This window comes from Bacillus mobilis, from assembly GCF_001884045.1.
Taxonomy (GTDB): domain Bacteria; phylum Bacillota; class Bacilli; order Bacillales; family Bacillaceae_G; genus Bacillus_A; species Bacillus_A mobilis.
The window spans coordinates 1-15,596 of sequence record NZ_MACF01000137.1 but is presented as its reverse complement, the minus strand read 5'-3'; the positions used below and the strand labels follow the sequence as shown (position 1 = coordinate 15,596).

The 15,596-nt window shown below is 37.0% G+C and carries 11 protein-coding genes and 1 riboswitch; of the genes, 4 read left to right on the top strand and 7 right to left on the bottom strand.

Annotated elements, in window-relative coordinates; all coding sequences use genetic code 11:
• Positions 1–533: 533 nt before the first annotated feature.
• From BAQ44_RS26595 to BAQ44_RS26570, 6 genes are all read right to left on the bottom strand, one after another.
• Complete coding sequence (locus tag BAQ44_RS26595) at positions 534–1,835, bottom strand: glycosyltransferase family 2 protein (RefSeq protein WP_063262279.1); 1,302 nt, start codon at positions 1,833–1,835, stop codon at positions 534–536.
• On the bottom strand, positions 1,832–2,587 hold the full coding sequence (locus BAQ44_RS26590) for a diguanylate cyclase domain-containing protein (RefSeq protein WP_071724717.1): 756 nt from the start codon (positions 2,585–2,587) through the stop codon (positions 1,832–1,834). The genes BAQ44_RS26595 and BAQ44_RS26590 overlap by 4 nt, the downstream gene beginning before the upstream one ends.
• Before the next feature lie 253 nt (positions 2,588–2,840).
• Positions 2,841–4,052 (bottom strand): NupC/NupG family nucleoside CNT transporter, encoded by a 1,212-nt coding sequence (locus BAQ44_RS26585; RefSeq protein WP_071724715.1) that lies wholly within the window; start codon positions 4,050–4,052, stop codon positions 2,841–2,843.
• 346 nt (positions 4,053–4,398) lie between these two features.
• Positions 4,399–6,156, bottom strand: coding sequence for a C40 family peptidase (locus BAQ44_RS26580; RefSeq protein WP_071724713.1), 1,758 nt, complete (start codon positions 6,154–6,156; stop codon positions 4,399–4,401).
• 209 nt (positions 6,157–6,365) lie between these two features.
• Positions 6,366–7,247 (bottom strand): D-amino-acid transaminase, encoded by an 882-nt coding sequence (locus BAQ44_RS26575; protein WP_080467749.1) that lies wholly within the window; start codon positions 7,245–7,247, stop codon positions 6,366–6,368.
• A 506-nt stretch (positions 7,248–7,753) separates the two neighbouring features.
• Positions 7,754–9,682 carry an LTA synthase family protein gene (locus tag BAQ44_RS26570; RefSeq protein WP_061679362.1) on the bottom strand — a complete coding sequence of 643 codons (1,929 nt, stop codon included), beginning with the start codon at positions 9,680–9,682 and terminating at the stop codon, positions 7,754–7,756.
• A 546-nt stretch (positions 9,683–10,228) separates the two neighbouring features.
• Between BAQ44_RS26570 and BAQ44_RS26565 the strand changes: the two genes are divergently transcribed.
• Together BAQ44_RS26565 and BAQ44_RS26560 are read left to right on the top strand one after the other, a co-directional pair.
• On the top strand, positions 10,229–10,594 hold the full coding sequence (locus tag BAQ44_RS26565; RefSeq protein WP_061679361.1) for a YkvA family protein: 366 nt from the start codon (positions 10,229–10,231) through the stop codon (positions 10,592–10,594).
• Between the two features lie 50 nt (positions 10,595–10,644).
• Positions 10,645–11,136, top strand: coding sequence for a metal-binding protein (locus tag BAQ44_RS26560; protein ID WP_063262274.1), 492 nt, complete (start codon positions 10,645–10,647; stop codon positions 11,134–11,136).
• Between the two features lie 82 nt (positions 11,137–11,218).
• Here BAQ44_RS26560 and BAQ44_RS26555 read toward each other — a convergent pair whose 3' ends face one another.
• On the bottom strand, positions 11,219–11,536 hold the full coding sequence (locus tag BAQ44_RS26555) for a magnetosome magnetite crystal formation protein family (RefSeq protein WP_071724711.1): 318 nt from the start codon (positions 11,534–11,536) through the stop codon (positions 11,219–11,221).
• A 282-nt stretch (positions 11,537–11,818) separates the two neighbouring features.
• On the opposite strand from BAQ44_RS26555, the gene lldP reads away from it, so the two are divergent.
• Positions 11,819–13,480: an L-lactate permease gene (gene lldP / locus BAQ44_RS26550; RefSeq protein ID WP_071724709.1), complete on the top strand. Its 1,662-nt coding sequence runs from the start codon at positions 11,819–11,821 to the stop codon at positions 13,478–13,480.
• Positions 13,481–13,551: 71 nt separating this feature from the next.
• A riboswitch (TPP riboswitch) is annotated at positions 13,552–13,667 on the top strand.
• Between the two features lie 112 nt (positions 13,668–13,779).
• Positions 13,780–15,540, top strand: a complete 1,761-nt coding sequence (thiC, locus tag BAQ44_RS26545) for a phosphomethylpyrimidine synthase ThiC (RefSeq protein ID WP_071724706.1) — start codon at positions 13,780–13,782, stop codon at positions 15,538–15,540.
• Positions 15,541–15,596: the final 56 nt, after the last annotated feature.

Below are 15,596 nucleotides of genomic sequence, written 5' to 3'. Positions count from 1 at the left end.
TCTTTTTTATATAGAAGGAACTTTAACAGCAAGTCAGGGAAATAAAATACTTTACTCTATAAAGTAGTATGCCTTTTATATAAAGGAAAATCGATTAATTTCGACAATGTTCGATATTTCGCGTATTCTATTCATATTTTTGACAAAAAATTGTCGGAAATGTGTTGTCACGTTTATGTATATGTGCTATATTATTTCCTGTAAGCGATTTCAAATAGTTTTAAAGCGCATTCAAGGGGGACATCTAGAATAATGAAACGTTACGAAAGAAAGTGGAAGCATATTTGTTTGAAACGTGTGGCACATCGTAGTGTCCAAGAAAGCACGGAACCTAAGACTGAAACGCGCAAAGAACAGCTAGAGAAGCAATTGGTTCTACAAAAATAGCAATCACTTTTTCGTATATAAATGAAGGTCAATCGTTCGTTGGGGGATGGACGTGAAATTACTTTCAGCTAAGGGGTATTGTCTGATATATAATTTATACGGCAATAAATAAGCACAGAGCATACGGCGCTCTGTGCTTATTTTTATTATTTATCTTTTTTGAATCGAACTGTTTTATCCCAGCCAATGACTTGTTTCTTGCTCTTTGCACGTAAGTATAAAATTAAGCTACGAATGAATAAGTACGTAAAGAGCTGTGCGTACGTAAAGTACATGATAACGCTAATAAAAATATTAGTGGGTGTAAAGGTTCGTTCCACACTCTGGGCACTAAATAATTGAGAAACATATGTAATATATGCGACATACCACATAAATAGTAGCGGAATGCTATATTGAATTTGGAATATCCCGAGTAACCCAATTACAAACCAAACGTTCGAAATGATTAAGAATAGCCAAAATACAACATACACTAAAACTTGTTGTAAGGAATGGACGAGAAGTTTTCCTTTAAAGAAACTTAAGGAAGAAAACATTTTTTCTAAAATATACAAGTTCCCTTGGAGCCATCGTGTACGCTGTTTAATCAGGATTTTTAAATGCTCAGGTTCTTGTTCCCATGTAATCGATTCTGGAACAATCGGTAAGAGATAGCCTTTTTGTGTAATCCGTAATGTTAATTCAGCGTCTTCTGCAATTGCATACGGGTCATAGCCGCCAAGCTCTTCTAATGCAGAGCGGCGAAGAAGCATGTTTGTTCCTGTTAGTGAACCTGTTTGGAATAGTAACCAGCGTCCGGATTGCATAAGGAGCTGGAAGATTTGAAATTCTAACGAAATCATTCTTGTTAGCCAGTTTCTTTTTTCATTTACAGTACGAACGTGACCGACAGCTCCAACAGCATCCTCGGTTGTTTCAGCGTGTTCTACAAGCATTCGCAGTGCATGTGGTTCAGGCTGGTTATCTGCATCATACACACAGAAGTATTCACCATCTGAAATACTAAGACCATAATTTAATACACGCGATTTCCCTTTTGGCTCACCCGCTGGAACACGAATGTGACGAATATGAGCATAAGCTTTATCGAAATCGTCACCAATTTCAGGTGTCTCATCTTGAGAGTTATCGTTTAATAAATAAACAGTTAGTCTGCCTGGATATTCAATCTTCGCCATCGCCTCTAAAGTATCTTTGATAACGACACCTTCATTGTGGGCAGGTATTAAAATATCGACGCTTGGATACTGTTCTAGCGTACGATCTTTTCGTTTACTATTTCGGTGAATTAAGCCTGCGAGTGTTAAGAAAGAATAGTAAACAAGTAAGGCAGAGAAAAGAAAGGCTGTAAAGATAAGTATATACTTAATCGAAAATGTGATGCTAATCCAAAAAACGAGTACGCAAAACAGAAGGAATAAAAGTAGTATAACGAGTGTCATCATAATAACGTCTGTCCTTTGTTCCCAATTTGCTCGCGTGAAATTTTTATATCTTGGATTGCTTCAGCAGCAAGCCATTGCTCCATTTTTGGCTTTAGGCGGTTCATTACAATGTCAGCACCGGCTTCATTTGTGTTTTGTAATAAAATAACGAGCTTATTATTATCGTATTCAGCAGCAAGGTCAAAGTCATCTCTTATTGTTTCAACTAATAATGAAGCTACACGGTCCATAACACTTTCCTTCGTATATTTACTAAAGGAAGTGAAGTCAAAGTAAATAATAACGCCTGTTTCATTACGACGATTCATTGCAGTGATTAATAATGCTTGTCGTCTTTCGAATTCTTGTCTTGTTAATAATTTTGATTCTCCAATGTATTGTTCTAACGTTCTCACACGTTCAGTTAATTCTTTATTTTCATGAATAACCTTCTTTAATAAATGAGTTGATATATATACGATGAAGAAGTTTGCTGCCATTAGGAAGTGCGTAATAATGTATTCCCATTGTTCTGTTGTACTCCATAAGTAAAGCCATGCTTGGTAGAATAGGTAGAATACCGAAGTAATGGTACCTAATATAAAAAGTACAAATGCGGTTTTATCAGTCAATAATAGAAATAGTACATTAACAATTACATATATAATTGTGAAAATGAGAGCATGCTCATATTGTGTTACATGTACAGTTGTAAAATAAAATAAAATTTGTAAAATCCACATAGAAAGGACTTTATAGAAGTTATTTTTCACAAAACTTTCCTCCTTAAAGATAATTCATGCAAGGATACTTGTAGTATGTGCAATTATTAAGAAATAGACCGGATGACTAGGTTATTTTACAGAGCAACCACAAGTAGTATCCCTCTTTTACAAGAAAAAATAAACAGACTTACTAATTATTGTATCATAATGTTTTTATATTTAAGCATAAAGTATTTAATATATATCAAAAAAATATATAACAAAAAGTCCCCTCTTTAGAAAAGAGGGGACTTTTATCAATTTATAGGAACATCATACCTGCAACTGCTGCATTTAAGAAGTTCGCTAATGTACCAGCGATAACTGCTTTAATCCCTAATTGTGCAATTTGTTTACGGCGAGTAGGAGCTAATGTTCCTGTTACACCTAACTGAATTGCGATAGAAGAGAAGTTTGCGAATCCACAGATTGCGAATGTTAAAATTAAATTTGTTTTTGCAGAGAACTCTGCCATGTGTGGTCCTAAATTTGCGTATGCAACGAATTCGTTGATTGCAAGTTTTTGACCGATAAAGCTTGCTGCTTGTACAGCTTCACCAGGAGAAACCCCGATTAAGATTGCAAATGGTGATAGTAAGTAACCGAAGATTAAATCAAGGCTAAGTTTAATATGGAACAGAGAGCCAATTAATCCTAATAGACCATTTAATAAAGCGATTAAAGCGATGAAGGCCATTAACATTGCTGCTACGTTAATAACAAGTTGCATACCTTCAGATGCACCACGTGCAGCTGCGTCAATAACGTTTGCGTCTTCACGTTCTGTAGAAAGTTCAACGTTATTATCTACTTGTTCTGTTTCTGGCATAATTAGTTTCGCAATTAATAAACTTGATGGAGCTGCCATAATTGCTGCTGCTAATAAGTGTTCTAACGGAATACCCATTGCTGCATAGCCGACAAGAACTGATCCGGCAACAGCTGTCATACCGCTTACCATAATAGCGAAGAATTCACTGTTTGTTAAACGTGTTAAGTAAGGTTTGATTAAGATTGGAGCTTCAGTTTGTCCTAAAAATACAGTTGTTACTGAGTTTAAACTTTCTGCTTTAGAAGTTCCAAGAAGTTTACTTAATGCGCCACCAACGACACTAACAAATCTTTGCATAATACCGAAATGATATAAGATTGCTACTAATGAACTAATAAATACGATTGGAAGTAGTGCTTGAATGAAGAAAACAAATCCCCAAGGGCCTTTTGCGTTGACTAAATCCCCAGCAACGAACTTAATTCCCTCGTAAGAAAAATTAATTAATCCTTGAACGCCATCTGCAGCGTATTTTAAACCTGCTTTTCCGGCATCCCATCGTAATACGATAAATGAAAATGACATTTGTAATGCTAGCGCGATTAAAATTGTGCGCCAATTAATAGCTTTGCGGTTGGAAGATAGTAAGAAAGCAATTGCTAATACTCCAATCACGCCGCCAATTCCCCATAAAAGATTCATGCAGTGTAAGCTCCTTCCTCATAGTAAAAAAAGTGTATAAACCAGTTGTCTATACATTTACGAATATAACATCTTAAGTAACTTATCATAATGGACATCAGAGGTCAAACGTCTAATGAAAAGTTTAAATAAAAAGAAAATTCTTTAAAAAAACACATATAAAATGATTAGACATGAAATAGGTTATGTTTTTTATGTGAAAATATACATTATGATAACGTTATGGATCATTATTGTAGAATATAGTGTATGAAATAGGAAAATAGATACATTATTTTTTGAGGGTAATAGGTTATACACATTAAAAAGAGCCTTCTAGTAATCTAGAAGGCTCTAAAAATATAGCTTAAGGTGCTTTCGTATAACCTAAGAAATGCTTACTCCAATAAGAATTGCTTAATGAAGCGATTGCAACACCTTTATCTCCAGATTGGATAAATGATCCCCCGCCAAGGTAAATACCCATATGAGAAGGACCTGCTTTATAAGTGTCTTTGAAATAAATTAAGTCACCTGGTTGTGGGCTTGAAGTTTGTGGTAAGCTGCTCCAATATCCTGCAACACTTTGACGACTAATGTTATGACCAAATTTCTTAAATACGTGGTAGATGTAACCACTGCAGTCAACACCAGTAGCAGAAGTACCGCCCCAAACGTATGGTACGCCTTGCATTCCTTTTGCGTATGCAAGTAGGGAAGAACTATCGCCATTATTATTGCTTGTATTGTTATTGTTATTATTATTATTATTTTGATTCTCGTTAGGCTTATTATTTACAGCACCGCCAACTGGTGTTTTAGATAGGAAACGTGTTCCGATATAACCATTTTGACCGTTGTAGTTAATTTTACTCCATCCAGAGTTTTCAGAGATTACTTGAACCTTCTGTCCTTGTGGAAGTGCGCCTATGATTCTATAATTTGTACCTTCGCCGCTACGTACGTTTAAGGCAGAAGCATTAATGTAGTAGTCACCAATTGCACCTTGATTAGGCTGTTTTGGCTGTTCAGGTTGTTTCGGTTGTTCAGGAGTAGCAGTGCCACCTTTAACGAATTTTACAAACTCGCTACTAACGAAGCCTGTTTTTCCTTGATAGTTTACTTTAAACCAACCGTTTTCAGATCCAACTACGTTTAATGTAGTCCCATTTAACACGCCGCCAATTACACTATGGTAAGCAGCAGGGCCTGTACGAACGCGTAGAGATGTTGCGTTAACAACGTAAGTACCACCAGTTTGAACGGTTACATTATTATTTTGTTCTTGTTTGTTATCTTGGTTGTTACCTTGTGTAACGTTGTCGCTAGAACCGCCTTTTGTCACGTAGTCTTTGCTTACGTAAGCAGCTTGTCCAGCATAATTGATTTTGAACCAATCTTGAACTTCGCCAACAACTTGTACGACTTGTCCTTTTGCAACAGAACCTACAGTTGTATGAGAAGTACTAGGACCTGTACGAACACGAAGGGAAGATACATTTACTGTATAGTTTCCACTTGCTGGTTTTACAGATTCTTGGTTGTTATTATTTGTATTGTTGTTTGAAGAACCCGTATTTGAAGAAGCACCAGATACAAATTGGCTACTTACATAACCTACTTGTCCATTATGGTTGATTTTCACCCAACCATTTTCTTGCCCAATTACGTTTGATGTTTGTCCTTCATATACACGTCCTGAAACAGAACTAGAAGTGTTTGGAGCAGTACGTACACGTAATACATCAGCAGTAACTTTATTGTTTCCACCCGATGTACTTACATTAGAATTGCTTGCTCCATTTTTTGATACAAATTCGCCGCTAACAAAGCCGGTTTGTCCATTAATGTTAATTTTGAACCAACCATTCTCTTCGCCAACCACGTTTAAAGATTGACCGTTATACACGCGTGAGATGATGTCGTGAGAAGTACTAGATCCTGCACGAACATGTAATACGCTAGTGTTTACCGTATAAGATGAGCTGTTTGATGCGGAAGCTTGGACAGTTTGTGTAGCAGCTTTTTGTGTATTTTGTTCAGGGGCAGCTTGAACACTATCAAGTGTAGGTGCTGCTCCTCCTGCTACAGACACTGCCGCAAGACCGGCAAGGTATTTTTTCATAATTTGTCGATTCCTTTCTGTCTGTAATGTAGTGAAGAAATATTTACCAACTGTTAAAAATTCTAAAGAGCATGTCGATTACTGTCAAGACTTATGCGGGAATCTGAATATGACAAAAAGATTACAAGAAAAAATCAAGGCATAAATTACACCTTGATTTCCATTTAAATACATATATTGAATGTAGAAAGAAAAGAAATTATTCGTGTTTAAGAAGACATATTGGATTGTAGCAAGCTTTGAGAAAAGGATCTTTGTAGCATTTTTGTGATAGGGCCAACTTGACCATCTTGAATTGCAGTTCCATCAAGGTGAGTCATCGGCAAAATTTCAATCGTCGTTCCTGTAAAGAAACATTCATCCGCTTGATAAACATCGCGAATGCTAAATAGTTCTTCTTGTACAGGAATGCGAAGGGTTTTCGCTAAAGAAAGGATATATTGACGAATGATACCATTTAAAATAAGGTGATTGGCTGGATGTGTGTAGAGAGTTCCGTTTTTTATGAGAAAGAAATTAGAACAGCTTCCTTCAGTTACAGTGCCATTTCGTACGAAAAGAGCCTCTTTACAACCTTTGCGTTCAGCCTTTGTAGCAGCTAATATATTAGGCAATAAATTTAATGATTTGATATCACAGCGTAGCCAGCGCGTATCTGGTTCTGATATAGCACGTACACCATATTCAATCCATAACGCAGGTCTTTCTTTCTTCGTAATATAGGCATAGATTGTCGGCGGGACGTCATATGAGAATGTGTGGGTACGAGCTTGTACACCACGAGATACTTGCAAATAAATCGTTCCATCTTCGTAGAAATTATTGCTTTCAATTAGTTTGTAAAGTAGGATAATAAGTTCTGCTTTTGAGAAAGGGAGTGATAATTCTATTTCTTCCATGGAGCGATATAATCTTGTGATATGCGGATCTAATAAGTGAAAGTTCCCTTTATATAGGCGAATAACCTCGTAGACACCATCTCCAAACTGTAAGCCTCTTTCTTCAAGTGCTATGTACGCTTTTTGTTTCGTTGTATCAATAACTGCATCATTCCAAAGTACAAATCTTTCATATGCCAATTTCCGTCCCATCCTTTCGTAAGTACATAAGTAAAGTGAAGCTTTCATTCGGAATAAAAATCACTATAGTAATTTTTATGTGAGTACTTCTTTACATATGACGTATATGTATTTGTAAATGGTAGAGAAGTAGTAGTGATTTACAGCATTTTGTATATACAAATTCGAAAATAAGAAATAAGAATCCTGCTTTTGAATAAAAAAAAGCAACATTCTTATGGAATGCTGCACAAGGAGGGTAGCTATCTTTCATAGGGACATCGTCTTATTGAATGTTTTGTGTATGGAAACAAAACACATTGAAAGACAATTATAAGAAAGTAGAAATAAACGATTCATATATTTCTTTAAGGGATCTTATTAAAGATGAGAGATAAGGAATATATAGAACCTCGCTTACATATTTTATTATAGAGATGTTTCATTAATCTTATGTGAATATTTGGTAAAGGTTATGTAATGTTAAAGTTAATGAATATAAGTGATTGTATGGAGAAATATAAAAAAAGAGGCTGAGATTACTCAGCGCTCTTTTTTTCTTCTTTAATAGCTGTCTTTACTTCACCAGTTTTGGTCTTATTACTTTCAGAGAAGCGAAGTAAGTCACCTTCAATGATTTTGTCAGACATGTTCAATTCATTTTGTGCACGATCAATAAGTGGTTGAGATTCTTCTTTTGGTAATTGTACAACTTCGCCAGTAGTACGGTCGTAGAATGTACTGTTCGTGTACATGTACTTATCTGTAATGAAGCTACCGTCACGAAGAACAACGAATCCTTTATTATCAGGTGAGAATACATCATGACCAAATTGAACTTGATTCGTAGAATCTACACCAAGTAAGTTTAGAATTGTTGGTTTAATGTCAATTTCACCAGTTGGTTTTGAAATTGTTTTACCTTCTTTTTGACCTGGAACGTGAATAAACATCGGTGTTTTTTGTAAGTTCATATGGTCAAATGCAGTGATTTCTTCTTTTCCTAAGAACTGTGCCATTGCACGGTTATGGTTTTCAGAAATACCGTAGTGATCACCGTAGAATACGATAACTGAGTTGTCGTAAATACCTTCTGCTTTTAGACGCTCAATAAAGTGTTTCATTGCTTCGTCTAAATAGCGAGCAGTTACCATGTAACGGTCAAATACGCCATCGCCAGAATTGTATTCATCGATTAATTTCGTACTTTCATCATAAGTGAATGGGTAATGGTTTGTTAAAGTAAGGAAGCGAGTATAGAACGGTTGCTTCACTTCTTTTAACATATCGATAGATTGATCGAAGTATTCGATATCTTTTAATCCCCAATTTAATTTCGTTTCTGGCGTAATCTTGTAGTCAAGTTCGTTGTAGTAACGATCATAACCAAGTGCCGGATACATAATGTTACGGTTCCAGAATGTTGCGTTGTTCGCGTGGAATACTGATGTGTGGTATCCTTGCTCACGTAAAATTTCTGGAGTTGCTGTATATTCATTATTACCGTGTGTGAAGAATACAGCACCACGGTCTAGTGGATACATGGAAGTATCTACTAAGAATTCAGCATCTGATGTTTTTCCTTGCCCAGTTTGATGGAAGAAGTTATCAAAGTAATAACTTTCTTTCGTAAATTGGTTTAAGAACGGTGTAACTTCTTGTCCGTTAACTGTTGCACCAATTAAGAATGTTTGTAATGACTCAAGAGAGACAACAATTACGTTTTTCCCTTTTGCAGTACCAAACATATTTGGATCTGGTTTGCTTTGTGTTGTTTTTACGTAGTTTTCTGTTTCCTGTAACTTACTACCGTCAGCAAAAGCTTTTTGTGAACTTGATTTTGCTTGTAAGCCAAGGTCGTATACTTGGTGTACATATAAACCTAAGTTTTTAACAAGCATAACGCGGTCGAATGAACGTGTTAATAGTTCAGGACGCTCGGCTTCTGCCAGTCCTAAGTTTGCGAAGAAAATAGCAACTGTTGACACGAAGTATAGGGAACGCATTGGGCGTGCTACACGCTCTGTCGGTGCAAAATTCTTCATCTTCTTCAATAAAATGAAGAATACGATAATATCAGCAAATGCAAGGATGATTTTGTAGTTAAACAATTCTTTCACACTAGAACCTAAACTTCCAAAGTTAGATGTTTGTCCTAGTACAGGTAAAGTAACGAAGTCATTGTAGAATCCGTAGAACATTACGTTACCAACAAGAATGATTGTTAAGACAAAATTAATTCCAAGTGCTATATAGTTACGTTTTTTTCCTTTTGCAAATAATGCAAGGCCAACAAGCAGTAATGATGCTGCTAATGGGCTAAGGAATAAAATGAATTCTTGCATGAAAGATTCAAGTTTTAAATCAAAGCTTGTGCGTGTAATAATATATGTCTTCAACCATACGGCTAAAGCTACGAATACAGTGAAACGCACATTTTGAAATTGTGATTTCAAGGTTTCTTTCATTCATTTCCACCCTTTCTCTATCAGGCTTGGTCGATTTTGGAGCGAAAAATGCTAAAATAAAAAATACATAGTTTTCTTGGCCATAATTAGAGGTTCTATATTCACCCATATACGACTATAACTATGCATACCCTTTTGGTTTCTTGTGCTGCTCATAAGCATAACGTCATTTCTGTATTATACAACAAAATTCATTTCTGAGAAACACTATAACATTTTACATTTTTTGTATGAGATTTGTCACTACCAGAGAAAACTTTAACATTCGTTTATATGTCCGTCAACTAGAAAATATAACAAAGGTAGAGCAGAATGTTAAGTAGAATTGAAAATTTTCTTTGTTGAGAAATAAGAAATGACGATGGGTAAGCGGTTATCTAGAAACCTATTATATGAAGGAGAGTACAGGAAAATTAACGAACACTTGTTCTTTTTTCGTTTGTTTGTTACAATGAAAGTTCATTGATAGATTATGTGTAATTTTGATGAACTTTTACTGATAACATATTGTAGCTTATTTCTTTTTAAAAATAGGGAGGCTTTTACATGGAACAAAAATTTTCAGTTGAAGCGTTTTGGAAGAAAGTGAAACATGTTGCAAAGCAAGCAGGGCAATCGGTCATTTATGCAAGTTTATTATTGTTTTACGTTTTGCAGAAACCGGATGTTCCAAAACGAGTGAAAATTATTGTAATTGGAGCACTTGCTTATTTTATTGCACCGATTGATGCGATTCCAGATTTCGTTGCTGGAATTGGTTATACGGATGATTTAGGGGCGTTAATGGCTGCGCTATTACAAGCGTCAATATACGTCAATGAAGATGTGAAAGATAAGGCACGAGTGAAGTTGGCAGAATGGTTTGGTTCGGATATAGACACATCCTTTATCGATCAGAAATTAGATCAATAGGTGAGAACTGTCATATGGTGACAGGGCGAACATAAGCGAGGAAGTGCATTATGCCATCAGGAAGAACTCATACGAAAATAAACTTAATATCCCTTCCGGTTGTTTTGTTTATGCTCTTTTCGTATGGATTAACAAACTTTGATTTTTTATTAACTTTTGCAATTGGCTTTTTAGTAGGTACTACATTTTTAACGCCGGATTTAGATACGTATAGTAATGCGTATAATAAATGGGGATTCTTACGTATATTTTGGTATCCGTATAAGAAGGTAATGCCGCATCGATCCTTCTTTACACATACAATTATACTTGGTGATGTGATTCGTATTGCATACATGTTAATTGTATTTTCTCCGTTTTTATTCCTATTAAATGTAATCGCGCTTGACGGGAATTTAATAGAAATTGCGAAGAAACATGAGGTTGAAATTATAACGTTCGTAATGGGAATTGTTGTGGCAAGCACGCTTCACATTATAGCGGATAAAGTGAATACGCGCCGCAAGAAAATGATGAGAAAAAAGAAGAAACGCAGAAGATAAAAAAACCGTCCCAAAAGGTATTTTGGGACGGTTTTTTCCTTTGCCATTATGCGTGATGTTTTAATCAAACGTTTGTTTAAACTTAAGCTTTCAGTATTTTAATACCTTTTACGATGTTCCAAATGAAGTAGTATAAGCTAATAATGCCGCAAATACATAAGACAATCATTGCTCCAATGCCAAGTGTTACGTCTGGTTGATCAGATCCGATACCCATAATTCCTAGAATAATCAATCCAATAAATGACGCGATGCTTGGAATAATGTGTGTCCATAGAGCGCGTTTTGCATGTGGTTTCGTTTCAGAATCGCCCACGATCCACACAATGATTGGGAATAAGATAGGGGCAAATAATACACTAAAATATGATAAAGCTGCTAATATTTTGTTTCCGTTCATATATATCACCTCATAAATAATATCCGTTGTTATACCTTTATTATGCAGGAAATGTAGCGAGCTTCCTATCGATGAACATTACAAGAACGTGACGCTTTTGTAAGATTTCTAGGTTAAAAATGAAATTTTCAAAAAAATCTTCCGTAATGGAAATTGTTGTGATAGAATTAATGAAAACGTTTTCTTGGACGTTTTTTATTTTAGACTTAAAGGTATGATGACCTGATAGTCTATTGATGAGGTTACTCTATTTAAAAGGGGATTTTTTAGGGGGAGAGAATAATGAACACATGGACACAAGTTTATGATCCGTTCGGAAACATTTGGATTTCGGCAGCGGTCGCACTTATTCCGATTATCTTTTTTTTCTTAGCTTTAGCAGTTTTCCGCATGAAGGGGTATGTGGCAGGATTTATTACAGTTGTACTTACAATTTTAGTGGCGTTATTCGCTTATAAGATGCCGTTCACGATGGCGATGGCAGCGACGGGATATGGTTTCTTATACGGACTATGGCCGATTGCTTGGATTATCATTATGTCGGTATTTTTATATAAAATATCTGTAAAAACAGGTCAATTCGATGTCATTCGTGCATCTGTATTATCCATTACAAATGACCATCGTTTACTCGTTATTTTAATCGGTTTTTCATTTGGAGCATTTTTGGAAGGGGCAGCAGGATTTGGTGCACCAGTAGCGATTACGGCAGCACTTCTTGCAGGTCTTGGACTAAATCCTTTATATGCAGCGGGTCTTTGTTTAATCGCAAATACGGCGCCAGTAGCGTTCGGAGCGATGGGAATTCCGATTACAGTTGCTGGACAAGTGACAGGTATTGATCCACATAAAATTGGACAAATGGCTGGACATCAATTACCGTTTCTATCATTATTTGTTCCGTTCTTTATCGTATTTTTAATGGATGGATTTAAAGGAGTAAGACAAACATGGCCAGCTCTATTTGTAGCGGGTAGCTCATTTGCAATTACGCAGTTCATTACAGCGACGTTCTTAGGACCAGAACTTCCGGATATTACATCAGCACTTGTAAGTTTAGTGAGTTTATCGCTATTCTTAAAAGTTTGGCAGCCGAAAGAAATCTATCAGTCTAAAGAAGCAAATAGTGAAGTAGCTGCGACAACGACAGCAACATCTATGCCGAAACTAACAGTAGGAAAAGTAGTAAAAGCATGGTCTCCATTCATTATTTTAACTGTAATGGTAGTCATTTGGAGCCAAAGTTTCTTTAAAGCGTTATTTGCTCCAGGTGGCGCATTAGAAAGCCTTGTGTTTAAGTTTGAGGTTCCAGGCTTACACAATCTAGTAATGAAAGCAGAACCAATTGTAAATAAACCGACGCCTTATGAAGCAATCTTGAAATTCGATGTTTTATCAGCGACGGGAACAGCAATTTTAATTGCTTGTATCATTTCTATCTTTATTTTGAAAATGAGTGCAAAAGATGCAGTAGTAACATTTAAAGAAACGCTAAATGAGCTTAAGATGCCAATTCTATCTATCGGATTCGTATTAGGATTCGCATTTATCGCAAACTATTCTGGTTTATCTTCTACACTAGCGTTAGCGCTTGCTGGAACTGGCGGACTATTCCCGTTCTTCTCACCATTCTTAGGCTGGATCGGTGTATTTTTAACAGGATCCGATACGTCAGCGAATGCACTGTTCTCGAATTTACAAGCGATTACAGCGCAGCAAGTCGGTGTATCTGAAGTACTTCTCGTTGCAGCAAATACAACGGGCGGTGTAACAGGAAAAATGATTTCTCCGCAATCGATTGCGATTGCTTGTGCGGCAGTTGGACTTGCTGGAAAAGAATCAGATTTATTCCGCTTTACAGTGAAGCATAGTTTATTCTTCGTAATTATTGTTGGTATTATGACGTATGTACAGGCATATTATTTAACGTGGATGATTCCATAAACAACAAAAGAAATAAACTTTGCATTTTTCAGATTATCGTGTATGATGGGAAAGTATTGAAAATTAAATCAGTGATAAACTAGGGGTGCCTAACGTATGCGTAGGCTGAGAGAGAAGCGCGTGAACTTCTTAACCCTTTGGACCTGATCTGGCTCGTACCAGCGTAGGGAAGTTAACGGCTTTACATAATGATGTCTTTATGAGCCAGGTCCTTATTTTTTTATGGACCTGGCTCTTTTTATTTTGGCATACGCTGGCCATATCTCGTCCTTGTCACGTACAGGGGGGCAACAAAGGTTATGAAACAGTCTGTTTCAGCTGAGCAAATTGAATTGAAATCGAGTTTACCAGGAAGTAAGAAAGTGTATGTGGATGGACCACGCGCGGGTATGAAAGTGCCGATGCGCGAGATTGAACAAAGTGAAACGAACGGCATTCCGAATCCGCCAATTCGTGTGTATGATACGAGCGGTCCTTATACAGATCCTGCGTATAAAGTGGAGCTGGAAAAAGGGATTCCAACGCCGCGCCACTCTTGGATCATAGAGCGCGAGGATGTAGAAGCATACGAAGGGCGCGAAGTGAAACCAGAGGATGACGGTGTGAAAGTGGCTTCGAAACATACACCTGTTTTTCCACAAATGGATCGCCAGCCGCTTAGAGCGAAGCAAGGGGCAAACGTTACGCAAATGCATTATGCGCGTAATGGCATCATTACGTCTGAGATGGAATATGTTGCGATTCGTGAAGGAGTAGAGCCTGAGTTTGTTCGTAAGGAAATCGCGGAAGGCCGTGCCATTTTACCAGCGAATATTAACCATCCGGAAGCAGAGCCGATGATTATCGGACGTAATTTCCATGTGAAGGTTAATGCAAATATCGGAAACTCTGCTGTATCTTCTTCTATTGCAGAAGAAGTAGAGAAGATGACGTGGGCAACGCGCTGGGGTGCAGATACGATTATGGATTTATCTACAGGTAAAAATATTCATACGACGCGTGAGTGGATTATTCGTAACGCGCCTGTACCAGTCGGAACTGTACCGATCTATCAAGCGCTGGAAAAAGTAAACGGAATTGCAGAAGATTTAACGTGGGAAGTGTATCGTGATACGTTAATTGAGCAAGCGGAGCAAGGTGTTGATTACTTTACGATTCACGCGGGCGTATTACTTCGTTACATTCCGATTACTGCAAAGCGTACGACAGGTATCGTTTCACGTGGTGGTTCAATTATGGCACAGTGGTGTTTATTCCATCATAAAGAAAACTTCTTATACACTCATTTTGAAGAGATATGTGAAATTATGAAGCAGTACGACGTTTCGTTCTCTCTTGGAGATGGATTACGTCCAGGTTCGATTGCAGATGCAAATGACGAAGCACAGTTTTCTGAGCTTGAAACACTTGGTGAATTAACGAAGATTGCTTGGAAACATGATGTGCAAGTGATGATTGAAGGACCTGGGCATGTACCGATGCATTTAATTAAAGAGAATATGGAGAAAGAGCTTGATATTTGTCAGGGCGCGCCGTTCTATACACTTGGGCCGTTAACGACAGATATTGCACCAGGTTATGACCATATTACATCCGCAATTGGGGCTGCAATGATTGGCTGGTTTGGAACAGCGATGCTTTGTTATGTAACGCCGAAAGAACATTTAGGTTTACCGAATAAAGATGATGTTCGCGAGGGGGTTATTACGTACAAAATCGCTGCGCATGCGGCTGATCTTGCGAAAGGGCATAAAACGGCTCATCAGCGTGATGATGCACTTTCAAAAGCTCGCTTTGAATTCCGTTGGCGCGATCAATTTAATTTATCTTTAGATCCTGAACGTGCGATGGAATATCACGATGAAACATTGCCAGCAGAAGGCGCGAAAACAGCTCATTTCTGCTCCATGTGTGGACCGAAGTTTTGTAGTATGAGAATTTCACATGATATTCGTGAATATGCGAAAGAAAATGATTTAGAAACGACAGAAGCAATTGAAAAAGGGATGAAAGAGAAAGCGAAAGAATTTAAAGACACTGGTAGTCATTTATACCAATAACACGTTACACCTCTTTACTTGATTGATCACACTGTAGTACCTAACTTAAATATAGA

What these genes read in the sequence shown, in the direction of transcription:
- BAQ44_RS26595 (WP_063262279.1), bottom strand. Translation starts at nt 1,835, where the DNA reads ATGATGACACTCGTTATACTACTTTTATTCCTTCTGTTTTGCGTACTC.
- BAQ44_RS26585 (WP_071724715.1), bottom strand. Translation starts at nt 4,052, where the DNA reads ATGAATCTTTTATGGGGAATTGGCGGCGTGATTGGAGTATTAGCAATT.
- BAQ44_RS26580 (WP_071724713.1), bottom strand. Translation starts at nt 6,156, where the DNA reads ATGAAAAAATACCTTGCCGGTCTTGCGGCAGTGTCTGTAGCAGGAGGA.
- BAQ44_RS26575 (WP_080467749.1), bottom strand. Translation starts at nt 7,247, where the DNA reads ATGGGACGGAAATTGGCATATGAAAGATTTGTACTTTGGAATGATGCA.
- BAQ44_RS26570 (WP_061679362.1), bottom strand. Translation starts at nt 9,682, where the DNA reads ATGAAAGAAACCTTGAAATCACAATTTCAAAATGTGCGTTTCACTGTA.
- BAQ44_RS26565 (WP_061679361.1), top strand. Translation starts at nt 10,229, where the DNA reads ATGGAACAAAAATTTTCAGTTGAAGCGTTTTGGAAGAAAGTGAAACAT.
- BAQ44_RS26560 (WP_063262274.1), top strand. Translation starts at nt 10,645, where the DNA reads ATGCCATCAGGAAGAACTCATACGAAAATAAACTTAATATCCCTTCCG.
- BAQ44_RS26555 (WP_071724711.1), bottom strand. Translation starts at nt 11,536, where the DNA reads ATGAACGGAAACAAAATATTAGCAGCTTTATCATATTTTAGTGTATTA.
- lldP (WP_071724709.1), top strand. Translation starts at nt 11,819, where the DNA reads ATGAACACATGGACACAAGTTTATGATCCGTTCGGAAACATTTGGATT.
- thiC (WP_071724706.1), top strand. Translation starts at nt 13,780, where the DNA reads ATGAAACAGTCTGTTTCAGCTGAGCAAATTGAATTGAAATCGAGTTTA.